Source organism: Streptomyces roseolus (assembly GCF_014649855.1).
Classification (GTDB): domain Bacteria; phylum Actinomycetota; class Actinomycetes; order Streptomycetales; family Streptomycetaceae; genus Streptomyces; species Streptomyces roseolus.
The window spans coordinates 167,768-194,715 of the sequence record NZ_BMTV01000007.1; the positions used below are offsets into that span (position 1 = coordinate 167,768).

The 26,948-nt window shown below is 74.4% G+C and carries 31 protein-coding genes and 1 tRNA gene; 20 read left to right on the forward strand and 12 right to left on the reverse strand.

Annotated elements, in window-relative coordinates; all coding sequences use genetic code 11:
• The first annotated feature begins 162 nt into the window (after window positions 1-162).
• The 4 genes from IE245_RS10635 to IE245_RS10650 all read left to right on the forward strand — a co-directional run bounded on the left by IE245_RS10635 (window position 163) and on the right by IE245_RS10650 (window position 3,951).
• Window positions 163-363 carry a hypothetical protein gene (locus tag IE245_RS10635; RefSeq protein ID WP_169087190.1) on the forward strand — a complete coding sequence of 67 codons (201 nt, stop codon included), beginning with the start codon at window positions 163-165 and terminating at the stop codon, window positions 361-363.
• A 41-nt stretch (window positions 364-404) separates the two neighbouring features.
• Window positions 405-1,331, forward strand: coding sequence for an N-acetyl-1-D-myo-inositol-2-amino-2-deoxy-alpha-D-glucopyranoside deacetylase (mshB, locus tag IE245_RS10640; RefSeq protein ID WP_189946545.1), 927 nt, complete (start codon window positions 405-407; stop codon window positions 1,329-1,331).
• Complete coding sequence (locus tag IE245_RS10645) at window positions 1,328-1,681, forward strand: DUF6113 family protein (protein ID WP_189946546.1); 354 nt, start codon at window positions 1,328-1,330, stop codon at window positions 1,679-1,681. The genes mshB and IE245_RS10645 overlap by 4 nt, the downstream gene beginning before the upstream one ends.
• 152 nt (window positions 1,682-1,833) lie before the next feature.
• Window positions 1,834-3,951 carry a VanW family protein gene (locus IE245_RS10650; RefSeq protein WP_189946547.1) on the forward strand — a complete coding sequence of 706 codons (2,118 nt, stop codon included), beginning with the start codon at window positions 1,834-1,836 and terminating at the stop codon, window positions 3,949-3,951.
• 79 nt (window positions 3,952-4,030) lie between these two features.
• Here the strand turns inward: IE245_RS10650 and IE245_RS10655 are convergent, their stop codons facing one another.
• A complete protein-coding gene (locus tag IE245_RS10655) occupies window positions 4,031-4,393 on the reverse strand; it encodes a DUF1304 domain-containing protein (protein WP_189946548.1) in 363 nt (120 codons plus the stop codon).
• Between the two features lie 195 nt (window positions 4,394-4,588).
• Between IE245_RS10655 and IE245_RS10660 the strand changes: the two genes are divergently transcribed.
• Window positions 4,589-4,661: transfer RNA gene (locus IE245_RS10660), tRNA-Val, on the forward strand.
• 35 nt (window positions 4,662-4,696) lie between these two features.
• On the forward strand, window positions 4,697-5,491 hold the full coding sequence (locus IE245_RS10665; RefSeq protein WP_189946549.1) for an inositol monophosphatase family protein: 795 nt from the start codon (window positions 4,697-4,699) through the stop codon (window positions 5,489-5,491).
• Here the strand turns inward: IE245_RS10665 and IE245_RS10670 are convergent.
• Entirely contained in the window at window positions 5,488-6,327 is an 840-nt protein-coding gene (locus tag IE245_RS10670) for a transglutaminase family protein (RefSeq protein WP_189946671.1), read from the reverse strand. The genes IE245_RS10665 and IE245_RS10670 overlap by 4 nt on opposite strands.
• Before the next feature lie 25 nt (window positions 6,328-6,352).
• Window positions 6,353-7,354, reverse strand: a complete 1,002-nt coding sequence (locus tag IE245_RS10675) for a GNAT family N-acetyltransferase (RefSeq protein ID WP_189946550.1) — start codon at window positions 7,352-7,354, stop codon at window positions 6,353-6,355.
• Window positions 7,355-7,466: 112 nt separating this feature from the next.
• Here IE245_RS10675 and fdxA point away from each other — a divergent pair, with 112 nt between their 5' ends.
• Entirely contained in the window at window positions 7,467-7,787 is a 321-nt protein-coding gene (gene fdxA, locus IE245_RS10680; RefSeq protein WP_030207635.1) for a ferredoxin, read from the forward strand.
• Window positions 7,788-7,889: 102 nt separating this feature from the next.
• Entirely contained in the window at window positions 7,890-8,984 is a 1,095-nt protein-coding gene (gene dapC, locus IE245_RS10685) for a succinyldiaminopimelate transaminase (RefSeq protein WP_189946551.1), read from the forward strand.
• Window positions 8,985-9,087: 103 nt separating this feature from the next.
• On the opposite strand, the gene IE245_RS10690 is transcribed toward dapC, so the two are convergent.
• Both IE245_RS10690 and IE245_RS10695 read right to left on the reverse strand, forming a co-directional pair.
• Window positions 9,088-9,537: an ATP-binding protein gene (locus IE245_RS10690; protein WP_189946552.1), complete on the reverse strand. Its 450-nt coding sequence runs from the start codon at window positions 9,535-9,537 to the stop codon at window positions 9,088-9,090.
• Between the two features lie 588 nt (window positions 9,538-10,125).
• A complete protein-coding gene (locus IE245_RS10695; protein WP_189946553.1) occupies window positions 10,126-11,046 on the reverse strand; it encodes a VldE C-terminal domain-containing protein in 921 nt (306 codons plus the stop codon).
• A gap of 29 nt (window positions 11,047-11,075) precedes the next feature.
• Between IE245_RS10695 and dapE the strand changes: the two genes are divergently transcribed.
• Together dapE and IE245_RS10705 are read left to right on the forward strand one after the other, a co-directional pair.
• Entirely contained in the window at window positions 11,076-12,191 is a 1,116-nt protein-coding gene (dapE, locus tag IE245_RS10700; RefSeq protein ID WP_189946554.1) for a succinyl-diaminopimelate desuccinylase, read from the forward strand.
• A 75-nt stretch (window positions 12,192-12,266) separates the two neighbouring features.
• The gene (locus IE245_RS10705; RefSeq protein ID WP_189946555.1) at window positions 12,267-13,016 is read left to right on the forward strand and encodes an LOG family protein; all 750 of its coding nucleotides are present in this window, start codon (window positions 12,267-12,269) and stop codon (window positions 13,014-13,016) included.
• A gap of 110 nt (window positions 13,017-13,126) precedes the next feature.
• Here IE245_RS10705 and folP read toward each other — a convergent pair whose 3' ends face one another.
• Entirely contained in the window at window positions 13,127-13,987 is an 861-nt protein-coding gene (gene folP / locus IE245_RS10710; RefSeq protein WP_189946556.1) for a dihydropteroate synthase, read from the reverse strand.
• A 111-nt stretch (window positions 13,988-14,098) separates the two neighbouring features.
• Between folP and IE245_RS10715 the strand changes: the two genes are divergently transcribed.
• Both IE245_RS10715 and IE245_RS10720 read left to right on the forward strand, forming a co-directional pair.
• Window positions 14,099-14,428: a DivIVA domain-containing protein gene (locus IE245_RS10715; protein ID WP_189946557.1), complete on the forward strand. Its 330-nt coding sequence runs from the start codon at window positions 14,099-14,101 to the stop codon at window positions 14,426-14,428.
• Window positions 14,425-15,006: a DNA-3-methyladenine glycosylase I gene (locus IE245_RS10720; protein WP_189946558.1), complete on the forward strand. Its 582-nt coding sequence runs from the start codon at window positions 14,425-14,427 to the stop codon at window positions 15,004-15,006. The genes IE245_RS10715 and IE245_RS10720 overlap by 4 nt, the downstream gene beginning before the upstream one ends.
• 25 nt (window positions 15,007-15,031) lie before the next feature.
• Here IE245_RS10720 and chcB read toward each other — a convergent pair whose 3' ends face one another.
• Entirely contained in the window at window positions 15,032-15,835 is an 804-nt protein-coding gene (gene chcB / locus IE245_RS10725; protein WP_189946559.1) for a 2-cyclohexenylcarbonyl CoA isomerase, read from the reverse strand.
• Window positions 15,836-16,147: 312 nt separating this feature from the next.
• Between chcB and IE245_RS10730 the strand changes: the two genes are divergently transcribed.
• Window positions 16,148-16,315, forward strand: a complete 168-nt coding sequence (locus tag IE245_RS10730) for a DUF3117 domain-containing protein (RefSeq protein ID WP_009997451.1) — start codon at window positions 16,148-16,150, stop codon at window positions 16,313-16,315.
• Between the two features lie 134 nt (window positions 16,316-16,449).
• Here the strand turns inward: IE245_RS10730 and IE245_RS10735 are convergent, their stop codons facing one another.
• Window positions 16,450-17,115: an O-methyltransferase gene (locus IE245_RS10735; protein ID WP_189946560.1), complete on the reverse strand. Its 666-nt coding sequence runs from the start codon at window positions 17,113-17,115 to the stop codon at window positions 16,450-16,452.
• A gap of 142 nt (window positions 17,116-17,257) precedes the next feature.
• Here IE245_RS10735 and sigE point away from each other — a divergent pair, with 142 nt between their 5' ends.
• The 5 genes from sigE to IE245_RS10760 all read left to right on the forward strand — a co-directional run bounded on the left by sigE (window position 17,258) and on the right by IE245_RS10760 (window position 21,843).
• Window positions 17,258-18,016 carry an RNA polymerase sigma factor SigE gene (gene sigE, locus IE245_RS10740; protein ID WP_189946561.1) on the forward strand — a complete coding sequence of 253 codons (759 nt, stop codon included), beginning with the start codon at window positions 17,258-17,260 and terminating at the stop codon, window positions 18,014-18,016.
• Window positions 18,013-18,870, forward strand: a complete 858-nt coding sequence (locus IE245_RS10745; RefSeq protein ID WP_229851200.1) for an anti-sigma factor family protein — start codon at window positions 18,013-18,015, stop codon at window positions 18,868-18,870. The genes sigE and IE245_RS10745 overlap by 4 nt, the downstream gene beginning before the upstream one ends.
• A 76-nt stretch (window positions 18,871-18,946) precedes the next feature.
• On the forward strand, window positions 18,947-20,617 hold the full coding sequence (locus tag IE245_RS10750; protein WP_189946563.1) for a S1C family serine protease: 1,671 nt from the start codon (window positions 18,947-18,949) through the stop codon (window positions 20,615-20,617).
• A 105-nt stretch (window positions 20,618-20,722) separates the two neighbouring features.
• Window positions 20,723-21,178 carry a sec-independent translocase gene (locus tag IE245_RS10755; protein ID WP_189946564.1) on the forward strand — a complete coding sequence of 152 codons (456 nt, stop codon included), beginning with the start codon at window positions 20,723-20,725 and terminating at the stop codon, window positions 21,176-21,178.
• A gap of 62 nt (window positions 21,179-21,240) precedes the next feature.
• Window positions 21,241-21,843 carry a hypothetical protein gene (locus IE245_RS10760; protein ID WP_189946565.1) on the forward strand — a complete coding sequence of 201 codons (603 nt, stop codon included), beginning with the start codon at window positions 21,241-21,243 and terminating at the stop codon, window positions 21,841-21,843.
• 51 nt (window positions 21,844-21,894) lie between these two features.
• On the opposite strand, the gene IE245_RS10765 is transcribed toward IE245_RS10760, so the two are convergent.
• From IE245_RS10765 to IE245_RS10775, 3 genes are read right to left on the reverse strand one after another with little or no spacing between them, the layout of a single operon-like run.
• Complete coding sequence (locus IE245_RS10765) at window positions 21,895-23,028, reverse strand: Mrp/NBP35 family ATP-binding protein (RefSeq protein WP_189946566.1); 1,134 nt, start codon at window positions 23,026-23,028, stop codon at window positions 21,895-21,897.
• A 44-nt stretch (window positions 23,029-23,072) separates the two neighbouring features.
• Window positions 23,073-23,645 (reverse strand): DUF1003 domain-containing protein, encoded by a 573-nt coding sequence (locus IE245_RS10770; RefSeq protein ID WP_189946567.1) that lies wholly within the window; start codon window positions 23,643-23,645, stop codon window positions 23,073-23,075.
• Window positions 23,638-24,906 (reverse strand): magnesium transporter MgtE N-terminal domain-containing protein, encoded by a 1,269-nt coding sequence (locus IE245_RS10775; RefSeq protein ID WP_189946568.1) that lies wholly within the window; start codon window positions 24,904-24,906, stop codon window positions 23,638-23,640. Before IE245_RS10775 ends, IE245_RS10770 begins: the two co-directional genes overlap by 8 nt.
• Before the next feature lie 337 nt (window positions 24,907-25,243).
• Between IE245_RS10775 and IE245_RS10780 the strand changes: the two genes are divergently transcribed.
• Window positions 25,244-26,020: a hypothetical protein gene (locus IE245_RS10780; protein WP_229851201.1), complete on the forward strand. Its 777-nt coding sequence runs from the start codon at window positions 25,244-25,246 to the stop codon at window positions 26,018-26,020.
• Between the two features lie 7 nt (window positions 26,021-26,027).
• On the opposite strand, the gene IE245_RS10785 is transcribed toward IE245_RS10780, so the two are convergent.
• Window positions 26,028-26,396: a winged helix-turn-helix transcriptional regulator gene (locus tag IE245_RS10785; RefSeq protein ID WP_229851202.1), complete on the reverse strand. Its 369-nt coding sequence runs from the start codon at window positions 26,394-26,396 to the stop codon at window positions 26,028-26,030.
• Window positions 26,397-26,457: 61 nt separating this feature from the next.
• Between IE245_RS10785 and IE245_RS10790 the strand changes: the two genes are divergently transcribed.
• Complete coding sequence (locus IE245_RS10790; protein ID WP_189946570.1) at window positions 26,458-26,937, forward strand: YybH family protein; 480 nt, start codon at window positions 26,458-26,460, stop codon at window positions 26,935-26,937.
• Window positions 26,938-26,948: the final 11 nt, after the last annotated feature.

The following is a 26,948-nucleotide window of genomic DNA, read 5'->3' on the forward strand; positions in this document are numbered from 1 at the left end:
CCCCGGGCACGTGCCCGAGGCCCGCACCGACCGCATGAAGCACGACCGCACGAAGCACGGGCACGACCGCACGAGGCACGGGCGCCGCCCGTACGCACCACCCGCACACAACCGCACGCACGAACCGCTCGAACAACCGACCGAAGGTGGAGGTGAACCGCCGTGGCACTCTCGCTCTCGATCTCCGTGGTGGTGCTGCTGGCGATCGTCGTCTTCCTGCTGATCCGGAAATCCGGACTCAAAGCCGGACACGCGGTGGTCTGTGCGCTCCTGGGCTTCTACCTCGCCAGCTCCTCCCTCTCCGACTCGATCACCACCCTCACCACCAACGTGGCGAGCATGATCGCGGGACTCAAGTTCTGACCCGGGCGGTCGGCGACGGCCCCGCCTCGTAGGCTGGGGCCATGACCGATCTCCCCGCCCGTCGTCTGCTCCTCGTGCACGCGCACCCGGACGACGAGTCGATCAACAACGGCGCCACCATGGCCAGGTACGCGGCCGAAGGCGCCCTGGTCACCCTGGTCACCTGCACCCTGGGCGAGGAGGGCGAGGTCATCCCGCCCGAGCTCGCCCACCTGGCCCCCGACCGCGAGGACCGCCTCGGCCCCCACCGCGTCGGCGAACTCGCCGCCGCCATGGCCGCCCTCGGCGTCACCGACCACCGCTTCCTCGGCGGCGAGGGCCGCTTCCGCGACTCCGGCATGATGGGCGTCCCCCAGAACGAGCGCGCGAACGCCTTCTGGAACACCGACGTCGACACCGCCGCCGCCTTCCTCGTCGAGGTGGTCCGCGAGACCCGCCCCCAGGTCCTCGTCACCTACGACCCCGACGGCGGCTACGGCCACCCGGACCACATCCAGGCCCACCGCGTCGCCATGCGCGCCGCCGACCTCGCCGCGGACCCCGCGTACCGCCCCGACCTCGGCCCCGCCCACGCCATCGCCAAGATCTACTGGAACCGGGTGCCCCGCCCCGTCGCCGAGGCCGGCTTCGCCCGCCTCGCCGCCGAGGGCTCCGCCTTCCCGAAGGACGCCGCCGTCGACGACGTCCCCGGAGTCGTCGACGAGGACCGGATCACCGCCGAGATCGCCGGCGGCGACCCCGCCGAGCGGGGCTCGTACGCGGCCCGCAAGAGCGCCGCCATGGCCGCCCACGCCACCCAGGTCGCCGTCGACGGCCCCTGGTTCGCCCTCTCCAACGACCTCGGCCAGCCCCTCCTCACCACCGAGTACTACGAACTCGTCCGCGGCGTCCCGGGCGCCCCGGCCGGCGAGCGCGAGACCGACCTCTTCGCGGGCCTCCCCGCCGAGGGCGAGGTGGCGGGCCGATGAACACCCCCGTCGCCCGGTACGCCGCCTACGCCGGTCTCCTCGTCCTCGGCGCCCTCGTCGGCACCGCCGGCGCCCTCGTCCAGGCCGCCTGGCTCCCCGCCGGCCTGCTCCTCGCCCTGCTCGCCACCGCCGCCCTCTTCTACGGCGGCATGCGCGCCACCGGCAACCAGGCCGGTCTCGCCGCGGCGGGCGGCGGCTGGCTCCTCGCCGTCATCGTGCTCAGCCTCGGCCGCCCCGAGGGTGACGGGCTCTTCGGCGGCGGCCTCGGCGAGCTGGTCTTCCTCTTCGGCGGCATGGGCGCCGCTGTGATCTGCGCCACCGTCAGCAGGCTGCCGCAGACCACCCCGTAGACCCCACGGGGAACCACCCGTGAGCTGCGGGACTTCGCACCGGGCGGATAACCTGCGGCGCCGGACAGTATGGTGGTGCGCGCCGCCGAACCGCCCGGGACCGTACGAGCATCAGCAAGAGCGGGCGGCGGAGCCAACCGGGAGATCCTGCTTTGAGTCGTGAAACTGGTCGAGAGACCGACAGTTCGTCCTCCGGCGCCCAGGGGCGCGGCGGGGCCGCCTATCCGTCGGGAACCCAGCCCTATGGATCCCGCGAGTATCCGTCGCTCCACCCGACGCAGGACGCGCCGGAGGAGACCTCCGCCACGTCCGCGCCGCCGGAGGAGCCGAAGACCGAGACCACCCTGACGACCCGGATCCGCATCAACATTCCGGGTTCGCGGCCGATCCCGCCCGTCGTGGTCCGCAAGCCCGTCGCGGAGGCCGAGGCCGCCGCCCCGGCCCCCGAGCCGGAGCGGCCCGCCCCGGCCCCCGTGCCCGAGCCCGCGCCCGCGCCCGCGCCGGCCCCCGTGCGGACCGCGCCCGAGCCGCCGCAGGCCGCCGCCGAGCCCCCCAAGGGCAAGGAGACCAGCGACTGGTTCGCCCCTCGCAAGAACGCGGGCCCGGCCTCCGTCGCCCCCGCGAGCGGCCCGGCGACGCCCGCCCCGAAGGCCCCCGGCGGCCCGCAGACCTCCGGCACCGGCTTCGCGGGCTCCGCGACCGCCGGCGTGCCCACGGTCGGCAGCACGCCCTCCAGCCGCCCCGTCAGCAACCCGCTGTACGACACCGGCACCCTCCCCGGCTACGAGGGCACCCCCGCCGCCGGCGTCCCCCTCTACGACGGCCCCCGGCCCGACGCCACCCCGGCCGAGGGCACCCCGCGGTACGACGGGACCCCCGCGGCCGGCACGCCCCGCAACGATGGCCGGCCCGCCGGCCCGGCCTCCGGCCCCGCCGCCCCCACCGGCCCCACCACCGGCCCGGCCTCCGGTCTCGCCGACCTCGGCGCCGGCCAGGCCCCGCGCCCGCCGATGCCGCAGCGCCCCGGCGCCCCCCGGCCGGGCGGCCCCCTCGCGGGTGCCCCGACGCCGGGCGCCCCGCTTGCCGGCGGGGCCGGTGCCGGCGCGCCCCGCATGTCCGACGACACCGCGATCCTGACGCCGCAGCAGCTCGGCGCCCCACGCGGCCTGCTCTCCGGCGACACCCTCACCAGCGGCATCCCGGTCGTCCCCCCGGACGGAGGCCGCCCCGACCCCGGCCCGCGCGCCGAGGGCCTCCGGCAGCAGCCGGCCCCGGGCCTCACGCCCGTACCCAAGCCCGCCCCCGCCCCGGCCCCGGCCAAGAAGGGCCGCTCCAAGCTGGTCCTCGCCGCGGTCGGCCTCGTCGGCATCGCGGGCGTCGCCTACGGCGCCGGACTCCTCCTGAACCACTCCGACGTCCCCAAGGGCACCACCGTCCTCGGCGTCGACATCGGCGGCGGCACGAAGGAGGAGGCCGTCACCAAGCTGGAGGCGAGCCTCGGCAAGCGCGCCGCGACCCCGCTCCAGCTCACCGTCGGCGGCAAGAAGGTCCAGCTCGCCCCCGACAAGGCCGGCCTCGCCCTGGACAGCCAGGAGACCGTCCGGGGCGCCGCGGGCAGCGACTACAACCCCGTCTCGGTGATCGGCTCGCTCTTCGGCGGCGAGCGCGTCGCCAAGCCGGTCTTCCCGGTCGACGACGAGAAGCTCGCCGTCGCCCTGCGGGACCTCGCGGGCTCCTCGTCCTCGGCGACCGAGGCGACGATCCTCTTCGCCCCGAACAAGGTCACCGCCGTGGAGGGCAAGCCCGGCCGGGGCCTCGACGTCCAGCGTTCGATGATCTCGGTCAAGGACGCCTTCCGCGCCCAGGTCGAGACCGGCGTGAACAAGGTCGTCGAACTCCCGGTCAGCGTCCGCAAGCCCACCGTCACCAAGGCCGAACTAGACCGGGCGATGAAGGAGTTCGCCGAGCCCGCCATGTCCGGCCGGATCACCATCCGGGCCGGCGGCAAGTCCATCGACTTCGGCCCGGCCCGCTCGCTGCCGCAGATCCTCTCCATGAAGGCCGTCGACGGCCACCTGGTGGAGGTCTACGACAAGAAGGCGATCACCCGCCTCCTCGAAGGCACCTTCAAGGGCGTCATGGTCACCAAGGGCGACGGCTCGAAGCACGAGGTCTCCGCCGACGACGTCGCCTTCGTCATGCGCGACGCCCTCCGGGGCAGGACCAAGGCGGAGCGCACCGCCACGATCGACCTCTCGGGCAACGGCTGACCCCCGGCACGACGCCCACGCCGGCGGCCCCCGTCCTCACCCGGAGGACGGGGGCCGCCGGCGTGCGACCGCGCGCCCCTCACCCGGCGACCAGCACGGCGGACAGCGCCAGCGCCCCGGGCAGCGCCTGGGCGAAGAGGATCCGCCGGTTGGCGGTGGCGGCCCCGTAGACCCCCGCGACCACGACGCACGACAGGAAGAACACCCGCACCCGGAACCCGGTGGGATCGTCCGCGACCAGCCCCCACACGAGCCCGGCGGCGATGAACCCGTTGTAGAGCCCCTGATTGGCGGCCATGGCGGCGGTCTCCCGGGCGAGCCGCGCGTCGAACCCGGAGAACCGCCGCCCGGTCTCCTTCTCCCACAAGAACATCTCCATCACGAGGATGTAGAGGTGGAGCAGCGCGATCAGGGCGACGAGGATGTCCGCGGTCAAAGGCATGCCCCCATGGTGACCGGGGAAGCGCCGGGGGAACGGCTGCGACGCGGGGTCCGGACGGACACGCGGGGCGGGGCCACCGGGAAGGCGGGCGGAACGGCCGGTCCCCGGCCGGGAAACGAGCCCCGCCCCACGCGCCCCGGGCGGAACCACGTTGCCCCGCCCCACGGCCCCCTCCTGGACTCGGCGGCCTGGGAACGGGGTCGTAGCACAGAGGTAATGCGCCGCGATGACATCTCGGAGGACGCCGGTTCGAATCCGGTCGCCCCGCTCCCTCTTCGCGGCGCCACCGCCTACGCTCGCCCCATGATCGAGATCAGCCTCTCCGACGTCGAAGTCGCCGCCCTCGCCGCCCGGGTGGGGGCCGGAGTCGTACGGGACGCGTACGGGCGGGAGCTCGAACGGGTCGACAAGGGCGCGGGGGACTTCGCCACCGCCGCCGACCTCGCGGCCGAGCGGGCCATCCTCGACGTGCTGCGCGCGGCCCGGCCCGAGGACGGGGTCCTCGGCGAGGAGGGCGGCGAGCAGGGGCCCGGAGGCGCCCGGAGCCAGTGGCTCGTGGATCCGCTCTGCGGGACGCTCAACCACGCCGTCGGGAACAAGCTCGTCGCCGTCAACGTGGCCCTGCGCGGCGGGGCGGCGGCCGTGGCCGACCCCTTCGCGGGCGAGGACGGCGAGGTGTTCCGCACCGACGGGAAGACCGCCTGGGGCGACGACGGCGCGGTCCTGGCGCCCACCGCCGCCACCGGGCTCGTCGACGTGAACCTCGACCCGCCGTTCCCCTCCGCGCCCGGTTTCCGGGCCGTCGAACTGCTCGCCCACCCCGACTTCGTCGCCGGCTTCCGGCCCCGGGTCGTCTCGACCTCGCTCGCCCTCGCCTGGGTGGCGGCCGGGAAGCGGGCCGCGTACGTCACCGACGGCGGCGACCTCGCCGACAGCGTCCACTTCGCCGCCGGCATCGCCCTCTGCCGCGCGGCCGGCTGCGTCGTCACCGGCCTCGACGGCACCCCGGCCGGGGAGGGACCCGCCCGCGGCCTCGTGGCCGCCGCCGACGCGGAGACCCACGCCCGCCTCATGGCGATGATCCGGAAGACGTCCTAGTTGAGGCGGGCCCTGGCCGCCTGGGCGCGGTGGCGGATCGCGGCCGCCGACTCCGGGTCGACCGCGTCCATGATCTCCGCGTACGCCTCCATCTCCGCCGCCCCGGTGAGGAAGTCGCCGCGCTGGACGAGGAGTTCGGCGCGTTCGTAGCGGAGGCGGGCCGGGTGGGAGGGGAGCAGCAGGGCCAGGTCCACCGCCCACAGGGCGACGTCGGAGCGCTCGGGGCGCGGGGTCGCCCAGGCGCGGATGTTGCCGAGGATGCGGAGCACGACGGCACCGGGCTCGGCCGGCCGGAGCATCGAGCGGTCGAGGGCCTCGCCGGTCGCGCTCGCCACGAGCAGCTCGGCGTCCTCGGCGGTCATCGCGCGGCCGCCCGCGAAGGGGTCGACGAGGTCGAGGTCGGCCGGGTCGCCGAAGCCGACGACGAAGTGGCCGGGGAGGCCGAGCCCGTACACGGGGGCGCCGGCGCGCCGGGCGACCTCCATCCACACCACGGACAGCAGGATGGGCAGGCCGCGGCGGCGCCGGAGCACCTCGTGGAGGAGCGAGGACTCCAGGCGCTGGTAGTCGGCGGGAACGCCCTCGAAGCCCTCGCGGACGCCGAGGAGCGCCGCCAGCTCCTCCTTCCAGGCGCCCGTGTGCCGGGTGCCGTAGGGGACGAGTCCGGCGAGCCGGTCCAGTTCGACGTCCGCCTCGACGAGGTCGTGCTCGGTCACGGCCGGGTCGGCCACCGCGCAGATCAGCAGGCAGAGCCGGGCGAGGTCGGGCCGCTCGGCCCGGGCCTCCTCCGCGAACTCCCGCCGCCGGTCGGGCGCCGGGTCCGACGGTCGTCTCAGGGGGTCCTCCGCGCTCACGCCGCGCTCACGCCTCCGCCTGCCGATAGTGGTGGTAGTGGTGGTGCACCGCGAAGTCCATCCCCTCGTACAGCGCCCGCGCGCCGTCGTTGTCGGCCTCGACCTGGAGCCAGGCCGCCGAGGCGCCCTCGTCGAGCGCCTGCCGGGCGAGCGCGGCCATCACCGCGGTGGCCAGGCCCCGCCGCCGGTGCGCCGGGTCGACCTCCACCGCCATGAACCCCGCCCAGCGGCCGTCCACGACGCAGCGGCCGATGGCCGCCGGCACCTCTCCCGTGCCCGCGACGGACGCGAACCACACACTCGGGCCGGACGAGAGCACGTGCCGCACCGCCGGGCCGGCCTCCGTGAACCGCTGGTAGCGGCGCAGCCACGGCTCGTCGAGCGTCCGCGACAGCCGCACCTCCGCCGGCCCCGGTTCCCGGTCGGCGAGCGGCGCGAGCGCGGCGATCCGCAGCTCGGCGGTGACCTCGCGCCGCCAGCCCAGCCGCTCCAGGTCGGCGCAGAGCAGCTCCTGGGCGGACTCGGCGCCGGTGGCGGCCTGGACGTACGCGGGCAGCCCCCGGTCCGCGTACCACTTCCGTACGGCCTCCAGGGCCTCGGCGACGGGCCGGCCGGGATCGCCCTCCGGCAGCACCGAGTTGGCGCGGCGGGTGAATCCGTCGGCGGCCCGCAGGATCCACCCGCCGAGCGGCTCGCTCTCGACCGGCTGCCAGGCGCGCGCGGCGACCCGGGAGAGCTCCGGGAAGGTGGCGGCGGGGCCGCGCCGCCGGGCGGGTGCGGCGGGCACCACCTTGCCCGCCGCCAGGCGCAGTTCCGGGATCCGGACGGTCTCGCCGCTCTTTCGTGTGATCGTGAGCACACCGGCGTCCCACGATGTGAGCACCCCGACCGCGTCGGAGAACCGCTCACCCGGCGCGGCGGACTCCGTCACGTACCGAACGGAGACACGTTTTCCCACGTCAGCCCTGGTGAGACGGACCTCGAGCCGCCCTCCGCCGATGATTTCCACAGCTTCTCCGCCCCTCCTGTTCGGATCGCCCCCAAGAACGGAGATACTAGGTGCGGGCATCGACGACACCGCGCTCCCGCGCAGACCAGCCCTACCGAGGAGGAACGACAGCGTGACCTACGTCATCGCGCAGCCTTGTGTCGACGTCAAGGACAAGGCTTGCATCGAGGAGTGCCCCGTCGACTGCATCTACGAGGGCAAGCGATCTCTCTACATCCACCCGGACGAGTGCGTCGACTGTGGAGCCTGTGAGCCGGTCTGCCCGGTCGAGGCGATCTTCTACGAGGACGACACCCCGGAGGAGTGGAAGGACTACTACAAGGCGAACGTCGAGTTCTTCGACGACCTGGGTTCGCCCGGTGGTGCCTCCAAGCTCGGCGAGATCGAGCGTGACCACCCCTTCATCGCCGCCCTGCCGCCGCAGAACGGCTGATCTTTCGTTGCACCCGCTCTCGGTCCCGTACGGCCCCGCCGCCGTACGGGACCGACGCGTATCCGATGCGTACGCGTACGTACTGAGGAAGTGAGCCCACCCGTGAGCGCAGTCTCTTCGCGCCTGCCCGTCTTCCCCTGGGACAAGCTGGAGCCGTACAAGCAGACGGCCCTGGCCCACCCGGACGGGATCGTGGACCTGTCGGTCGGCACGCCGGTCGACCCGGTCCCCGCGCTGATCCAGGAGGCCCTGGTGGCCGCCGCGGACTCGCCCGGCTATCCGACGGTCTGGGGCACGCCGGAGCTGCGGGACGCGCTCACCGGATGGTGCGAGCGGCGCCTCGGCGCGGTCGGCTTCGCCCACGGGAACGTGCTGCCGGTCGTCGGCTCCAAGGAGCTCGTCGCCTGGCTGCCGACCCAGCTGGGGCTCGGCGCCGGCGACAAGGTCGCCTACCCCCGGCTCGCGTACCCGACGTACGAGGTCGGCGCGCGGCTCTGCGGCGCGGAGGCCGTCGTCTACGACGACCCGACGGAGCTCGACCCGGCCGGCCTGAAGCTGCTCTGGCTCAACTCCCCGTCGAACCCGACCGGCAGGGTCCTCCCGAAGGAGGAGCTCGTCCGGATCGTCGCCTGGGCGCGCGAGCACGGCGTCCTCGTCCTCTCCGACGAGTGCTACCTCGAACTGGGCTGGGAGGCCGACCCGGTGTCGGTCCTGCACCCGGACGTCTGCGGCGGCTCGTACGAGGGGATCGTCGCCGTCCACTCGCTCTCCAAGCGGTCCAACCTGGCCGGGTACCGGGCGGCGTTCGTCGCCGGTGACGCGGCGGTCCTCGGCGAGCTGCTCCAGATCCGCAAGCACGGCGGCATGATGACGGCCGCGCCGGTCCAGGCGGCGACCGTGGCCGCGCTCGGCGACGACGCGCACGTCGCGGAGCAGCGGGCGCGGTACGCGGCCCGCCGCGAGGTCCTGAAGGCGGCCCTGGAGGCCCACGGCTTCCGCATCGAGCACTCCGAGGCGAGCCTCTACCTGTGGGCGACCCGCGACGAGCCGTGCTGGGAGACGGTGGCGTACCTCGCGGAGAAGGGCGTCCTGGTGGCCCCGGGCGACTTCTACGGCGAGGCGGGCGCGCGGCACGTACGGGTCGCGTTCACGGCGACGGACGAGCGCGTGGCGGCGGCGGTCAAGCGCCTCGGCTGAGCCGGACGGCGCGACGCGGAGACGCGGAGGACGCGGAGACGCGGAAGGGCCCGGGCGCGTGGTGCGCCCGGGCCCTTCCGCACGGCGTCATGACGCCGGACCGTCAGCCGATCGGCAGGCCGCCCAGCATCTGGCCGGCCGGGGCGCCGCCCAGCGCGCCGCCGGCCGGGGTGTTGCCGGCGCTGTCGGTGGCGGCGCCCGCGGTCTGGCCGAGGGCCTCGCCGGCGCTGCCCGCGGTCTCGCCCGCGATCTTCTGGGCCGCCGGGGTGGCGGTCTTGCCGGCCGCGCCCACGGCCTTTCCGGCCGCCGGGACGGCCGTGCCGACGGCCTCGCCGCCGGTCGCCCCGGCGACTCCGGTCGCGGTCTGCGCGGCACCGTCGACGGCCGAGCCCGCGTTCGCCGCGTCGACCGCGGTCAGGCCGCCGAGCGCACCGGTCGGCGCGAGGCTGTGGTCCAGGGCGCTCGCGGAGCCGGCCGCACCGACCACGGGGGCTGCGCCGGCCGCGACGATCAGGGCGGCGCGGGCGATCCGGCGGGTCAGGGGGAGGGACATGGTGCTCCTTCGACGGGGGAGACGGTGGGGTTTGCCTTTGCGGGCTGCACAACCGAGGCGGGGGCGGGGGAGGTTGCGGTCGGCGAAGTTAAAGGCTGGGTAATGCGTCGTATTGTCGGGTGGGGAGGAAAGCGGACGAACGCCGCCGGGCGCTGCGCTCTGCTGAACCGTCTCTCCCCTTGCGCCCCAAGCCCCCCACGCGCCCCCGCCCCCACCCGGCCCCCCAGGCCCCTCACCCCCCTCCCGATCCCCACCCCGAGCGACGTCTCGCACCCATGTCCACCCCTGTCGTTTCGTTGTGGGCAGGCGTTCCGCCGGGGCGATGGGGGTCCCCCCTGCTCGAGCGAAGCCGAGAGCTCGGGGGAGGGTGGGCACAACGGAACGGCACCCTCTGCGGGTGCTTCCGCTCCTGTGCCTGGACCCGCACCCGTACGGCGCCGCACAGCAGGTGCGGGTCCAGGCCCGGAAAGCCTGGGCCCGGCGACGGGGCGCGGCCCGCAGGGACGGCGGGCGTGCGTGTCCACAGGGAGGACGGCGCAGCCGCAGGGACGACGGCGACCGCGCGAGGGGCGTCCCCGCGCCGGTGGGTCAGGGGGTGAGGCGGAGGCGGACCGTGGGGGGTTTGGGGGCGGCGTCGCCCGCACCGGGGGCCGCCGACCAGCCGCCCCCCGAGTCGTCCGCCCGCCACACCTTCCCCCCGTACGACACCTCCGCGACCCGCAGCGTCGCCGCCCGCGCGACCGCCCACTGCGCCAGCTCCCACCCGCGCCGGTCGGAGCCGTCGCCGACGGGGACGACGAGGACGGCCGGTTCCGTCGCGGAGCGTCCCGCGCCGGCCCCGCCGGAGACGGAGGTGGGCGCCGCGGAGTCGCCGAAGGCCCGCACCAGCTCCGTACGGACGAAGGCGGGGTCGCCGGGGCGGCCGTCCTTGATGTCCGCCGTGCACGACAGGGAGGCCGGCGCCCGGCCCGTCAGCGCCGCCGACAGCAGCGTCGCGTCCGGCTCGTGCTTGGCGTACGCCTGCGGGAAGCCGCTCTTCTGGACCTTCTGCGCCGCCACCGTCAGCGGCATCCGCGAGTAGCCGGGGACCTTCTCCAGGCCCTCGTAGAACTTCCCGGCCGAGTACACCGGGTCCATGATCTGCTCCGGCGTGCCCCAGCCCATGGACGGCCGCTGCTGGAAGAGGCCGAGCGAGTCCCGGTCGCCGTGCTCGATGTTCCGGAGCGCCGACTCCTGCAGGGCGGTCGCGAGCGCGATCGTGACGGCCCGCTCCGGCAGGCCGCGGGAGGTGCCGACCGCCGCGATCGTCGCCGCGTTCGACGCCTGCTCGGGGGTGAACTCGTACCGCTGGTCCCCGCTGCCCACGGCGCACCGCGGCGCGCCTTTGCTGCCGGTCATCTGGTGGACCGCGATGTACGACGCGAGGCCGCACAGGACGGCGAGGGCGGCGGCCGAACGGGCGAGTCGGCCACGACGGGCGGGGCGGGGGGAGTCGGACACGGGGCCCACCGTACTGGAGGCCGGGTTAGGGTCGGCATATGGCTGACATCACCCCGCAGGAGACTGCCCAGGAGACCTCGCTCGACCTCGCCCGGGACGGGGCCGCGCTGACCGCCGCCCTCGTCGACTTCGCGTCCGTCAGCGGGACCGAGAAGCCGCTCGCCGACGCCATCGAGCAGGCCCTGCGCGCCCTGCCCCACCTGTCCGTCGACCGGTACGGCAACAACGTCGTCGCCCGGACGAACCTCGGCCGCGCCGAGAGGGTCGTCCTCGCCGGCCACATCGACACCGTCCCGATCGCCGACAACGTCCCGTCCCAACTCGACGCGGACGGCGTCCTGTGGGGCTGCGGCACCTCCGACATGAAGTCCGGGGTCGCCGTGCAGCTGCGGATCGCCGCGACGGTGCCGGAGCCCAACCGCGATCTCACCTTCGTCTTCTACGACAACGAGGAGGTCGCCGCCGACCTCAACGGCCTCGGGAAGATCGCCGCCGCCCACCCCGACTGGCTGGAGGGAGACTTCGCGGTCCTCCTGGAGCCCTCCGACGGACAGGTCGAGGGCGGCTGCCAGGGCACCCTCCGCGTCATCCTGCGCACGGCCGGCGAGCGCGCCCACTCCGCCCGCTCCTGGATGGGCTCCAACGCCATCCACACCGCCGCGCCGATCCTCGCCCGCCTCGCCGCGTACGAGCCGCGCAAGCCGGTCATCGACGGCCTGGAGTACCACGAGGGCCTCAACGCGGTCGCGATCGAGGGCGGTGTCGCCACCAACGTCATCCCCGACGCCTGCTCGGTGACGGTCAACTACCGGTACGCCCCCGACCGCTCGCCGGCCGAGGCGCTCGCGCACGTCCGCGAGGTCTTCGCGGAGTGCGACATCGCCGAGTTCGTCGTCGACGACGAGAGCCCCGGCGCGCTGCCCGGCCTCTCCCACCCGGCGGCCGAGGCCTTCATGAAGGCGGTCGGCGGCACCGCGATGCCGAAGTTCGGCTGGACCGACGTCTCCCGCTTCAGCGCGCTCGGCGTGCCCGCGGTCAACTACGGCCCCGGCGACCCGATCTACGCGCACAAGCGGGACGAGCACGTCCACGTGGACCGGATCCACCACTGCGAGGCACGGCTCCGCGACTGGCTGACCACCCGTCTCCCGTAATTTCGTGTTTCGTCACCTCGGTGGTCCTACGCTGACCCAACAGCAAAGATCGCGGAACGGCGGAGGGAGCAGGCCATGGGCATTCCCGAGGGAATGGCGAAGCCGGAGGAGCAGCGGCTGGGTCCGGTGCTGAGGCGGAGGGACCAGGTCCAGCCGGGCACCACGGACCAGCGGCTGCTCGACACCGAGGGCGACTCGGAGTGGGTGCACACCGACCCCTGGCGGGTCATGCGCATCCAGTCCGAGTTCGTGGAGGGCTTCGGCGCGCTCGCCGAACTGCCGAGCGCGATCAGCGTCTTCGGCTCGGCCCGCACGAAGCCGGACTCGCCCGAGTACGAGGCGGGCGTGCGCATCGGCCGGGCGCTCGTCGAGGCCGGCTTCGCGGTCATCACGGGCGGCGGTCCGGGCGCCATGGAGGCGGCCAACAAGGGGGCCCGGGAGGCGCGGGGCATCTCGGTCGGCCTCGGCATCGAGCTCCCCTTCGAGCAGGGGCTCAACCCGCACGTCGACATCGGCGTGAACTTCCGGTACTTCTTCGTCCGCAAGACGATGTTCGTGAAGTACGCGCAGGGCTTCGTCGTCCTGCCCGGCGGCCTCGGCACCCTCGACGAGCTCTTCGAGGCGCTCACCCTGGTGCAGACCCGCAAGGTGACCCGCTTCCCGATCGTGCTCTTCGGCACGGAGTACTGGAAGGGCCTCGTGGACTGGCTGCGCGACTCGGTCGTCGCGGGCGGCAAGGCGAGCGAGCGCGACCTGCTCCTCTTCCACGTCACGGACGACGTGGAAGAGGCGGTCACGCTCGTCACCAAGGAGGTCGGCCGCTAGGGCCTTCCGGATCGTGCCGGGCGCCGTGAGCCCGGCACGATCCGGAAGGGACGGTCCGGGGGCCGTCCGGCGGACCGGCCCGGACGGGCCCCGGACCGGCGGGGCCGGGCTCAGGCCAGGCCGCGCCGGGCCACCGCCGGCTCGCGGTGGCCCGCGATCGTCGCGACCATGTCCAGGACCTGCTTCGTCTCGGCGACCTCGTGGACCCGGTACACCCGGGCACCCAGCCAGGCCGAGACGGCGGTGGTCGCCAGCGTCCCGAGGACCCGCTCCTTGACCGGCCGGTCCAGGGTCTCGCCGACGAAGTCCTTGTTGGACAGGGAGACGAGGACCGGCCAGCCCGTCTCCGTCATCTCGCCGAGGCGGCGGGTCGCCTCCAGGCTGTGCCGGGTGTTCTTCCCGAAGTCGTGGCCCGGGTCGATCATGATCCCGTCGCGCCGCACGCCCAGCGCGACGGCCCGCTCGGCGAGGCCCACGGTGACCCGCAGGATGTCGGCCATCACGTCGTCGTACGCGACCCGGTGCGGCCGGGTCCGCGGCTCGGCGCCGCCCGCGTGGGTGCAGACGAGGCCGGCGCCGTACTTCGCGGCGACCTCCGCGAGCCGGGGGTCGACGCCGCCCCACGCGTCGTTCAGCACGTCCGCGCCGGCCTCGCACACCGCCTCGCCGACGTCCGCCCGCCAGGTGTCCACGCTGATGACCACGTCGGGGTGGCGGCGGCGGACCTCCGCGACGAAGCCGACCGTGCGGCGGGCCTCCTCCTCGGCCGTGACCTCCTCGCCGGGGCCCGCCTTGACCCCGCCGATGTCGATGATCGCGGCGCCCTCGGCGACCGCCCGCTCGACCCGCGCGAGCGCCGGCTCGTCGCGGAAGGTCGCCCCCTGGTCGTAGAAGGAGTCCGGCGTCCGGTTCACGATCGCCATGATCACCGGCTCGTGCGGCCCGAACTCACGCCGTCCCAAGCGCAACATCCCTTATGTCCTCCCTCGCCGCCGCTCACCTGCTCGTCTGTGACCCTAACCGTCGGTGGCGCGTGGCACGATCGGCACGGGACGTTTTCCACTCCGGGGAGAGGCGCGCTGGTGTTCTGGTTTCTGCTCATCACGATGGTCGTGGTCGTCGCGGCGGTGACCCTCGCCGTCGTCGGCGGCGGCGACAGCGAGGTGCTGCCCGAGGTGGCCCCCGAGCAGCTGGTGGACCCGCTGCCGCTGAGCCGCCCGGTCGACGGCGCGGACGTCGAGGCGCTCCGGCTGCCGGTCGCCGCCCGCGGCTACCGGATGGAGGACGTGGACGACGTCCTGGACCGGCTCTCGGCCGAGCTCGCCGAGCGCGACGCCCGGATCGCGGAGCTGGAGGCGGCCCTCGCCGGTGCGAGGGCGGGCGGCGAGGCGACGGAGGGCGAGGAGCGATGAGCGGGGCGATTCCCGGCCCGGACGGGGTGGTGCGCTGCCCCTGGGGCCTCTCCGCGGAGGACTACACCGCCTACCACGACGAGGAGTGGGGCCGCCCGGTCCGCGGCGACGACGCCCTCTTCGAGCGGCTCTGCCTGGAGGCCTTCCAGTCGGGCCTGTCCTGGATCACGATCCTGCGCCGCCGCGAGGGCTTCCGGCGCGCCTTCAAGGGCTTCCGCATCGCCTCCGTCGCCGCCTTCGGGGACGCCGACCGCGAGCGGCTCCTCGCCGACGAGGGCATCATCCGCAACCGCGCCAAGATCGACGCGACCCTCGCCAACGCGAAGCTGCTCGCCGACTGGTCGCCGGGCGACCTGGACGCGCTGATCTGGTCGTACGCCCCCGATCCGGCGAGCCGCCCGGCCCCGCGCACCCTCGCGGAGGTCCCGGCGATCACCGACGAGTCGACGGCCCTGTCGAAGGCCCTCAAGAAGAAGGGCGTCCGCTTCGTCGGCCCGACGACGGCGTACGCCCTCATGCAGGCCTGCGGCCTGGTCGACGACCACCTCGCGGACTGCGCGTCCCGGGGCGGGCGCTGACGCCCGCTCCGGGACTCCGCCCCGGTCACCTGCCGAGGTACTTCGGCTTCTCCTTCGCCAGGAAGGCGCGGACGGCGATGGCGTGGTCCTCGGAGGCGCCGGCGAGGGTCTGGAGCTCGTCCTCCTTGTCGAGGGCCTCGTCGAGGGAGTGGTCGGCGCCGTAGGCGACGGAGGCCTTGAGGGCCGCGTACGCCACGGTCGGACCCTCGGCGAGCCGGCGGGCCAGCTTCAGGGCCTCGGCGGGCAGGTCGGCGGCGGGCACCAGCCGGTTCACGATGCCCAGGTCGTACGCCTCCTGCGCGGTGAGCGTGCGCGGGAAGAGCAGCAGGTCGGAGGCGCGGCTCTGGCCGATGAGGCGGGGGAGCGTCCAGGACACGCCGGAGTCGGCGGTGAGCGCGACGCCCGCGAAGGAGGTGTTGAAGGAGGCGGTGTCGGCGACGATCCGGTAGTCCGCGGCGAGCGCGAAGCCGAAGCCGGCGCCGGCGGCGACGCCGTTGACCGCGGCGATCACGGGCTTCTTCATGCCGGTGAGCGCGCGGACGATCGGGTTGTAGTGGTCCCGGACCGTGGTCATCGTGGCGCTGGTGCCCGACTCCTGGTCCTGGAGCAGCAGGCCGACGTGCTCCTTGAGGTCCTGGCCGACGCAGAACGCCCGGTCGCCCGCGGAGGTCAGCAGCACCGCGCGGACCGCCGGGTCGGCGGCGGCCGCCTCGGCCGCGTCCCGGAGCGCCACCTTGGCGGCGATGTTCAGCGCGTTCATGGCCTCGGGCCGGTTGAGCGTGATGGTGGCGAGTCCGTCGCGCACTTCGTACAGGACCGTGTCGGCCATCGGGACCCCTTCGTCTCGTGGATGGGCTGATCAGCCCAGCATGACGGAGATCACCCGTACCGCCCATGTGAGCTGCGTCAAAGATTCGGGGCCCGCGGAGCGACCCGCGGCGGCGAAGTATCGCAGGCCCGGCGCCGAAATGTGGGGTTTTGCGAGAGCGCGTTGCGCAAGCGATGCCGATCGATGTTGGTCATCGGGTCCTGCGATGCGGGATAATGACCTGGAAGCAATGTGTTCGAAGCCGGTGAGGCGTGCTCCGTGGTACGGAGCTGCCCGGCTGAAGATGAGCTGGTTTCAGGAAGGGGAACGAGCATGGCGGCCATGAAGCCGCGGACGGGTGACGGCCCGCTCGAGGTGACCAAGGAGGGGCGGGGCATCGTCATGCGCGTTCCGCTCGAAGGCGGCGGTCGGCTCGTGGTCGAGCTGACCCCGGACGAGGCCGAGGCGCTCGGTGACGCCCTGAAGAAGGTCGTCGGCTGACCCTCCCTTATTCCTGATCCCACCGCCCCGGTACGGCCCCGCCGCACCGGGGCGGTGGCGTATCCGCGAGGAGGGTTCGGGGGCCGGAGGGGGCGGGGGACCGGGGGCCGCGGGGGTGTCCGGAAGGAGGGGGCTCAGCCGCGGCGGACCGCGCACAGCAGGCCGTCGCCCACCGGCAGCAGGGTCGGGAGGAGCTGGGAGCTCTCCCGGACCGTGCGCAGCAGTTCCCGGACCCGCTGCACCTCGGCCGGCTGGGCGCCGGAGTCGACCGTCCGGCCGTCCGCGAAGACGCCCTCGAAGCAGACGAGACCCCCAGGTCGCAGCAGGCGCAACGATTCAGCGAGATAGTCCGGGTACTCGCCGCGGTCGCCGTCGCAGAAGACGAGGTCGTACCCGCCGTCCGCGAGCCGCGGCAGCACGTCGAGGGCCCGGCCCGGGATGAACCGCGCCCTGTTGCCGGCGAAGCCCGCCGCCCGGAACGCCGTCTTCGCGAACTGCTGGTGCTCCGGCTGCACGTCCACCGTCGTCAGGGTGCCGTCGGGGCGCATCCCGAGCAGCAGGTAGATGCCCGACACGCCCGTGCCCGTACCGATCTCGGCCACCGCCTTCGCGTCCGCCGACGCGGCCAGCAGACGCAGCGCCGCACCGGTGCCCGGCGACACCGAGGGCAGCCCTGCCTCGCGGGCCCGCTCACGGGCCCAGCGCAGCGCCTCGTCCTCGGCGACAAAGGCCTCGGCGAGCGCCCAGTCCGTCTGCCGGTTGGCGGTAATGGCCCTCTCCTGTCCCCTTAGTTGGCGCAACGGTGACTGTATCCGCTGTCAGCGGGAACCCGCAGATGGGACCGGGCGTTCACCAGGGGAGGGACGAGCACGCGAAGCGGCCGACGACGCCGGTTCAAAAGCTCGTAAAGATTCTTATCCGGAGCTGACGGGCGAGGTGGCTATGGTAGGGGCTCCACTGGACACCACCAGAGCCGATAGGGGAGGTGCGGCTGCGCCTGTGGATCGGAGAGGGGCGCTGCGTCGCCTCCTCAGGTCGGCGGGTGAGCCGAAATCCGTGACCGACACCGCTGACCAGATCCACACCACCGACGCCGCACCCACCACCGCGACCTTCGCATCGGATGCGGAATCGCAGGCGTGGACTCCGCCCACCTGGGAGGAGATCGTCAGCACGCACAGCGGTCGCGTCTACCGCCTCGCCTATCGCCTGACCGGCAACCAGCACGACGCCGAGGACCTCACCCAGGAGGTCTTCGTCCGCGTCTTCCGCTCGCTGTCGACGTACACCCCGGGCACCTTCGAGGGCTGGCTCCACCGCATCACCACCAACCTGTTCCTCGACATGGTCCGCCGCAAGCAGCGCATCCGCTTCGACGCGCTCGCCGACGACGCCGCCGAGCGGCTCCCCAGCCGTGAGCCCTCCCCCCAGCAGGCGTTCAACGACACCCACTTCGACGCCGACGTCCAGCAGGCCCTCGACACCCTGGCGCCCGAGTTCCGCGCCGCCGTCGTCCTCTGCGACATCGAGGGGCTCTCGTACGAGGAGATCGCCGCGACCCTCGGCGTGAAGCTCGGCACCGTCCGCAGCCGCATCCACCGGGGCCGCTCCCACCTCCGCAAGGCGCTCAAGCACCGTTCGCCCGGGGCCCGCGCCGAGCGCGCCCTGGCCACCGTCGGATGGGAGGCCGGGACAGCGTGAGCGGCACCCGTCCCCCGTCCCCGGGCTCCGCCGAGCACCACCTCGGGGACCGGCTCGCCGCGCTCGTCGACGGCGAGCTCGGCCACGACACCCGCGAGCGGGTCCTCGCCCACCTCGCCACCTGCGCCCGCTGCAAGGCCGAGGCCGACGCGCAGCGGGCCCTGAAGAACGTCTTCGCCTCCAGCGGCGCCCCCCAGCCCTCCGAAGGCTTCCTCGCCCGCCTCCAGGGACTCCCCGGCGGCCCCGGCGACCCCGGGCGCTCCCCGCTGGAACAGCTCCTCGAAGCCGGCGGCGTGAAGAGCGACGGCTTCGCCACCGCGCCCCCCGCCGCGCCCGACACCGGCTCCGGCTTCCGGGTCCACGCCGTCACCGCCCCGTCGGGCCGCGGCCGGCGCTTCGCCGTCGCCGCCGCCGGCGCGGTGTCCTTCGCGGCCATCGCCCTCGGCGGCGCCGTCCCCGTCGAGAGCTCCCTCACCGCCGCCGCGCGCGGCGGGCAGGGCACCGGCACCGCGGTCACCCCGCTGCGCGCGGGCGCCTCCGCGGGCCCCGGCACGGGCTCCGGCTCCGTCACCGGGCGCTCGGACCGCTCCGAGCGCTCCCCCGACGGTGCCCAGGCCCTCGTCGGCGCCCCGCTGGTCCCGGGCGGCACCGTCCCCTCGGGAGCGGTCCCGGCGGACGTGGAGCGGGCCGGACCGGTGACCGCGGCGCGGTTCCGGGCGGCGGCGCAGGCGCAGTCGCTCCTCGCCCTCTCGCCGTTCATACGCCCGACGGCCCCCGCGCTCCAGCTGGCCCTCGGCCCGGTGCCCAGCCCGGCGCCGAGCCCGCCCGGCCTCCCGTCGGGCTCCCCCCGCTGACCTCCGACCTGGTTGAATCCTGGGTCAGGGCGTCCGAACCACCGGGCGCCCACGGGTCAGCGGTTGCGGGGAGAGCATGAACGACGGGAAGCCGAACTGGTGGAGCCGGCCCTCGACGCCCCCGGAGGCGGCGCGGATACCCACGCCGCCCCCGGCGGAGGCGGACGACTTCCCGCTCCAGGCCCCGGATCCGGCCGAGCCCGCCCCGCCCGGGCAGGCGGCGGAGCCGGCCGCGGAGACGCCCGCCGCTCCCGGGGCCGACACGACGAAGGAGCCGGCGGCCGCCGTGCCCGCCGCCGCCCCCACGGCCCCTGGAGCGGCGCCCGCCGAGGTCCCCGAGGCCCCCGCGGCCCCCGAAGCGGCGCCCGCCCCGGCGGAGCCCGTACGCGACGGGGCCCCCGCCGCGCGGCCCCTGCACGAGCCCGACGAGTACCGGACGCCGCCCTACGGCGAGCCCGGGCCCTGGGCGCCCGCGCCGCCGGTGCAGCGGCCCGCCGCGCCCCTGCCCGCCCCGCAGGCCGCCGTCCCGCCGCCGCAGGCGCCGGTGCCGCCGCAGGCCTGGGGCCAGTACGACCCCTGGGGCGCCGGCCACGCGCCCGTGGCCCCGCCCGCGCGGAAGAAGTCCCGGCGCGGCCTCGCCCTCGCCGGAGCCCTCCTCTTCGCCCTCGTCACCGGCGTCATCGGCGGCGGCGTCGGCGCCTACATCGAGCGCAACGGCAGCATCGACCTCGGCACCGTCGAACTGCCGCAGTCCGGGGCCGGGACCACCGACCGCGCGCCCGACAGCGTCGCCGGCATCGCCGCCGCCGCCCTGCCCGGCGTCGTCACCCTGCACGTCAGCGGCGGCGGCTCGGCCGGCACCGGCACCGGCTTCGTCCTCGACAACCGCGGCCACATCCTCACCAACAACCACGTCGTCGACGCCGCCGCCACCTCCGGCGACATCACCGTCACCTTCTCCAGCGGCGAGACCGCCTCCGCCAAGCTCATCGGCAAGGACACCGGCTACGACCTCGCCGTCGTCCGGGTCACCGGAGTCACCGGCCTCAAGCCGCTCCCGCTCGGCAACTCCGACGACGTCCGCGTCGGCGACCCCGTCGTCGCCATCGGCGCCCCCTTCGACCTCTCCAACACGGTCACCTCCGGCATCATCAGCGCCAAGGAGCGCCCCATCACCGCCGGCGGCGAGAAGGGCGACGGCAGCGACATCTCCTACGTCGACGCCCTCCAGACCGACGCGCCCATCAACCCCGGCAACTCCGGCGGCCCCCTCCTCGACGGCAAGGGCCGCGTCATCGGCATCAACAGCGCCATCCGCGCGGCGGGCGGCGGCTCCGGCGACGGGGACGGCGGCAGCGGCGGCCAGGCCGGCTCCATCGGCCTCGGCTTCGCCATCCCGGTCAACCAGGGCAAGCGGGTCGCCGAGGAGCTCATCAACACCGGCAAGGCCACCCACCCGGTCATCGGCGTCAGCCTCGACATGCAGTTCAACGGAGACGGCGCCCGCGTCGGCGACAAGGGCAAGGACGGCACGCCGGCCGTCACCCCCGACGGCCCCGCCGCCAAGGCGGGTCTGCGCCCCGGCGACGTCATCACCAAGGTCGACGGCCAGCGGGTGCACAACGGCGAGGAGCTGATCGTGAAGATCCGCGCCCACCGCCCCGGCGACGCCCTCGCCCTCACCCTGACCCGTGACGGCCGCGAGCTGACCAGGACGGTCACGCTCGGCTCCGCCCAGGGCACCTGAGGACCTGCCCGAGTACATGTGGCGGACATCGCAAGGTACCCGTCCGGCAGCCCGGGCGGGTACCGTGGTCCGGGCCGCCCTGGTCCGGCGTGAAGGAGCTATTAGGTGTTCAGCGACATAGGCGCACTCGAGCTGGTGACGCTCATCGTCCTCGCCGTGCTCGTTTTCGGGCCGGACAAGCTGCCGAAGGTCGTCCAGGACGTCTCGCGCTTCATCCGCAAGGTCCGGGAGTTCTCCGACAGCGCCAAGGAGGACATCCGCAGCGAGCTGGGGCCGGAGTTCAAGGACTTCGAGTTCGAGGACCTCAACCCGAAGACCTTCATCCGCAAGCAGCTCGACGGCAACGAGGACCTCGGCGAGCTCAAGGAGCTCCGCTCGACCTTCGACCTCCGCAAGGAGATGAACGAGGTCGCCGACGCGGTGAACGGCCGCGAGAGCGCCCCCGCGCCCTCGCCCGCCGCGGCCCCCGCGGCGGTCAACGGCTCCGCGCCCGACCTGATGAAGAAGCAGGACCGGCCGGCCGCTCCCGAACGCCCTCCGTACGACTCCGACGCGACCTGACACGGGGCGTCACCGGTCGGTCGCTATCCTCCTTGAGTTGACGGAACGAGGAGGCGGCCGGAATGAAGACGACGAGTCGGGTGGAAGCCGAGGGGTTTCTGCGCGCGCCCTTCGCCTGGTACGGGCTCGACGAGGCGTTCACCGGGCCCCGCCGGCTGATGCAGATCGGCACGGCGGCGGACGGCACCGTCCAGCACGGCTCGGTGGGCCACGGTGACGAGCCGTCGATAAAGTCCGAGGTCGCCGGCACGGAGAAGGAGCGGTTCGCCGTCGTCGTGACGGTCGCCGCGAACCCCGTGCGGCGCACCGGCGACGGCACGGGTGTGCTCGACGCCACCACGGTCTCCTCCGCGGCCTGGCTGGCCGGCTCCGGACTGCTCGCCCACACCTGGCCCGCCTCGCTCGACCACGCGCTGCGCGACCACTGGCTCGACCAGCAGACCGAGACGGCCTTCGAGCTCGCGGACGACCTCGACGGGCCCTCCTGGACCGCGCTGTCGCTGCCGGTCGACGGGGTGCCGGTGCCCTTCCACTACCGCGAGTCCGAGTTCGGCTGGGTGCTGGCCGGCTCCGCCGGGGACGTGCACCTGGGGGCGTACGGGCGGGGCATGAGCGCGTACGGGCTCGGCTTCGCGCAGATCAAGGACCTGGGACTGTACGCCTGAGGTCCCGGGTACGGCGAAGGGCGCCCCGCGCGGGGCGCCCTTCGCCGTGTCTCAGAACTTGTTGCGCGGCGTGATGCCCAGGCTCAGGCCCGAGAGGCCGCGCTGGCGGCCGCCGAGCTTGCCGGCGATGGCGCGCAGGGCGGAGCCCGCGGGGGAGTCGGGGTCGGAGAGGACGACCGGCTCGCCGTTGTCGCCGCCCTCGCGCAGGCGCACGTCGATCGGGATCTGGCCGAGGACCGGGACGGTGGCGCCCGTGGTCTTCGTCAGGCCGTCCGCGACCAGCTGGCCGCCGCCCGTGCCGAAGACGTCGACCATCTCGTCGCAGTGCGGGCACGGCAGGCCCGACATGTTCTCGACGACGCCGACGATCTTCTGGTGGGTCTGCACGGCGATCGAGCCGGCCCGCTCGGCGACCTCGGCCGCCGCCTGCTGCGGGGTCGTCACGACCAGGATCTCCGCGTTCGGCACCAGCTGCGCGACGGAGATCGCGATGTCGCCGGTGCCCGGCGGCAGGTCGAGCAGGAGGACGTCCAGGTCGCCCCAGTACACGTCCGCGAGGAACTGCTGGAGCGCGCGGTGCAGCATCGGGCCGCGCCACACCACGGGCGCGTTGCCCGGGGTGAACATGCCGATGGAGATGACCTTCACGCCGTTCGCCGACGGCGGCATGATCATGTTCTCGACCTGGGTCGGACGGCCGTCCGCGCCCAGCATGCGGGGCACGCTGTGACCGTAGATGTCGGCGTCGACGACACCGACCTTCAGGCCGTCCGCGGCCATCGCCGCCGCCAGGTTCACCGTCACCGAGGACTTGCCGACGCCGCCCTTGCCGGACGCCACCGCGTACACCCGGGTCAGCGAGCCCGGTTTCGCGAAGGGCACCTCGCGCTCGGCGGTGGTGCCGCGCAGCGCCGCCGCCAGCTCCTTGCGCTGCTCGTCGCTCATCACGTCGAGCGTCACGTCGACGCCGGTCACGCCCTCGACCCGGGAGACGGCCTCGGTGACGCGTTGCGTGATGGTGTCGCGCATCGGGCAGCCGGAGACCGTCAGGTAGACCGTCACCGCGACCTTGCCGTCGGGTTCGATCTCCACCGACTTGACCATGCCGAGCTCAGTGATCGGACGATTGATCTCGGGGTCGTTCACCGTCGCCAGTGCCTCGAGCACCGCGTCTTCCGTAGCCATAGGTCTGATGGTACGGCGACGACCACGTAGCCATGAAAGGGCTGTCAACGGTCGGGTACGTCACTCCGCCGCTCGCCGTCCGGCGGGAATAGATCGCGTTCCCGTCCGCGCTCCTCCAGCTCCCTCACCAGGTCCTGGAGTTCGGAGCGGATCCAGTCCCGCGTGGCGACCTCGCCCAGGCCCATCCGGAGCGCCGCGATCTCCCGCGTCAGGTACTCGGTGTCGGCGATCGAGCGCTCGTTCTGCTTGCGGTCCTGCTCCAGGTTCACCCGGTCCCGGTCGTCCTGCCGGTTCTGCGCGAGCAGGATCAGCGGAGCCGCGTACGAGGCCTGGAGGGACAGCGCGAGCGTCAGGAAGATGAACGGGTACTCGTCGAACTTCAGCGCCGGCGGGGCGAAGATGTTCCACGCCACCCAGACGATGATCGTCAGCGTCATCCAGACCAGGAACCGCCCCGTCCCCAGGAACCGGGCGATCCGCTCCGAGAGCCGGCCGAACGCCTCCGGGTCGTACTCCGGCAGCAGCCTGGCGCGGCGCTCGCGCGGCAGGTCGAGCCGGATGCGGGGGAGCGGCGGCCGCTCCCGTTCGCGGTCCCGGTCCTGTGCCCGCTCAGCCACCGCGCACCCCCTCCTCGTGGAACTCGGTCTCCCGCCAGTCCTCCGGCAGCAGGTGGTCGAGCACGTCGTCGACGGTGACCGCGCCGAGCAGCGAACCGCTCTCGTCCACGACCGGCGCCGCCACCAGGTTGTACGCGGCGAAGTAGCTGGTCACCGCGGGCAGCGCGGTGTCCGGGCCCAGCGGCGGCAGGTCGCTGTCGACCAGCGAACCGACCAGCGTGAACGGCGGGTCGCGCAGCAGCCGCTGGAAGTGCACCGTGCCCAGGTACTTCCCGGTCGGCGTCTCGTCCGGCGGCCGGCACACGTACACCTGCGCCGCCAGCGCCGGCGACAGGTCCTGCTGCCGCACGCGGGCGAGCGCGTCGGCCACCGTGGCGTCCGGGCGCAGCACGATCGGCTCGGTCGTCATCAGACCGCCGGCCGTCCGCTCCTCGTACGACATCAGCCGGCGCACGTCGGCCGCCTCGTCCGGCCGCATCAGGGTGAGCAACCGTTCCTTCTCCTCCTCGGGCAGTTCGTTGAGGAGGTCGGCGGCGTCGTCGGGGTCCATCGCCTCCAGGACGTCGGCGGCCCGCTCCTCCTTCAGCTTGCCGAGGATCTCCACCTGGTCGTCCTCGGGCAGCTCCTCCAGGACGTCGGCGAGCCGGTCGTCGTCGAGCGCGGCGGCGACCTCGACGCGCCGCTTGGGGGAGAGGTGGTGCAGCGCGTTGGCGAGGTCGGCCGGGCGGAGCTTCTCGAAGGTGGCGACCAGGCTCTCGGCGCCCTGCCCGTGCTCCTCCAGGGAGAAGCCGGTGACGGCCGACCACTCCACGGTGAGCGTCTCCCCCTTGCGGCGCAGCGCCCCGCCCTTGCCGCGGCGGACGAAGACCCGGTCGATCTCCCAGTCGCGGCGGGCCGGGAGCTGCTGGATGGCGACGTCGAGGACGGTGACCTCCTCGCCGGTCTCGACGAGCGTCACCCGCCGGTCGAGGAGCTCGCCGAGGACCAGCCGCTCGGTGGGCCGCTGCTCGAAGCGCCGCATGTTGACCACGCCGGTGGTGATGACCTGGCCGGACTCGACGCCGGTGATGCGGGTCATCGGGACGAAGACCCGGCGCCGGCTCAGCACCTCGACGACCATGCCGAGCAGCCGGGGCGGGCGGCGGCCGACCCTGAGCATCGCCACCAGGTCGCTGACCCGGCCGACCTGGTCGCCGACGGGGTCGAAGACGGCGACGCCGGCGAGGTGGGAGACGAAGATCCGGGGGGCGCCTGCCGCCATGCCTCGGGCCTCCTCGGTGCCGCACGATCCGGGTCGCCGCGCCGCCCGGGGGCTTCGCGGCCTTTGCGGTGTCTCATGACGACTCCGCAGGGTTCAGGCTAGCCCGTGGTGTTCCGCCCCGCTCCGGCAGCGCCGCCGTCCGGCTGCCTGCGGGGGCGCCGGGCCCGCCCGGGTACGCTGCGGTCTGCCGCCCCCCACCGGCACCGGCCGGCCCGTCCGGCCGACCCCGGCGGCCCCTCCCGCCCTGTGTGCGCGGCCGGGGCCCCGTTCCCCCCGCACCGCAGAACGAGAGGCAGCGCAGGTGGCCGTCCGCACCCCGTCATCGCGTATCCCGTCCGTGCCGTCGGCACGCGCCCGCACGTCCCCCGCGGGCCGGTTCCGCCGGGCGGCCGTGCCGCTGGCGCTGTGCGCGGGGCTGACGGTGGGTCTGACGGCCTGCGGCTCCGAGCCCGACCCGGACGCGGGGACGAACGGCGTCGGGAAGCTGTCGGCGCCGGAGATCGAGCGGGAGGCCCGCACGGCGGCGGACGCCGCGAAGGCGGTACGGCTCGCGGGCACCCTGGTCAGCAAGGGCGGCACCTTCAAGCTGGACATGCGGCTGAAGCAGAACGGCGCCACCGGCTCGGTGACCACGAAGAACAGCACCTTCGAGCTGCTGCGGGTCGGCGACGCGCTCTACCTCAAGGCCGACGCCGGCTTCTGGTCGCACGAGGGGGAGGGCGACGGCAAGCCGACCGAGGCCGACGCGGAGGCCGCGGACAAGCTCGACGACAAGTACGTGAAGGTGCCGAGCGACGACCCCTCGTACAAGCAGCTGCGCGGCTTCACGGAGATGGACCCGCTGCTGCGCGGTCTGATCGGGCTGCACGGCGAGGTCGTCAAGGGCGACCGGGACCAGATCGGCGGCGTCCGCACGGTGAAGGTGAAGGGCGGCGCGGAGGGCCAGGGCGGCATCCTCGACGTGGCCCTGGAGGGCTCGCCGTACCCGCTCCGGTTCGCCCGCGGCGGCGGCGCGGGCCTGGTCGTCCTCTCCGAGTGGGACAAGGACTTCCCGCTGGCCGAGCCCGACCGCGAGGAGACCCTCGACTACGGCCGCCAGCTGCCCCGCGCCTGAACCGGACTCAGCCGGCCGCCGCGCCCCAGTCCCACAGCGCCTGGAGCACCGGCCCGAGCTCCCGGCCGCGCGGCGTGAGCGCGTACCGCACGGTCGGCGGCCAGCCCGGGTGCCGTGTCCGCGTCACCACGCCCGCCTCGGCGAGCTGCGCGAGGCGCTCCGACAGCACCTTGTCGGAGAGCCTCGGCAGTGCCTCCCGCAGCTCGCCGTAGCCGCGCTCGCCGCCGAGGAGTTCGCGGACGACCAGGGTGGTCCAGCGGCCGCGCAGGGCCGCGAGGGTGATCTCCACCGGGCAGTCGGGGGCGGGTGCGTCGACGCGGGCGCGGGGGTCGTGGTCCGGGAGCCCCGGCGGGTGGCCAACCGTTCGGTGAGTCACGAGACCGCCTCCTAGCGTGTCGGGAGTCCGATTCTCCCCGCCCGGAAGGACCCCGTCAGCCATGCCCGGAACCCGGCCCGAAAGCCGCTCGGCGGCCCTGCCCGAAGCCCCGCCCCCGCCCCCGTCCCGGTCCGGGGCGGTGCCCGGCCTCGCGACCCGGCCGGAGGACGTGCCGGCCGTCTTCGCGGCCCGTTTCAACAGCGGCGACCCGGCGGCGCTCGCCGAGGTCTACGAGGAGGGCGCGGTGCTGGCCGCGGGGCCGGGCGGCGCCCCGCTCGCCGGGCCCGCGCTGCACGCCGCCAACGCCCGTCTCCAGGCCCTGGGCGTCCCGGTCTCGGTCCGCCCGCGCTCCGTGCACGCCACCGGAGGCCTGGCGCTGCTGGTGGTGGACTGGGTCGTCGAGGGCACCGGCCCCGACGGCCGGCCGGTCCGCGTCGGGGGCACCGCGACCGACGTCGCCCGGCGCGGCGCCGACGGCCGGTGGCGCTACGCGATCGACAACCCCTTCGGGACGGCCCCGCGGGGTCTGTCCGAGGAGTGACGCCGCTTCCG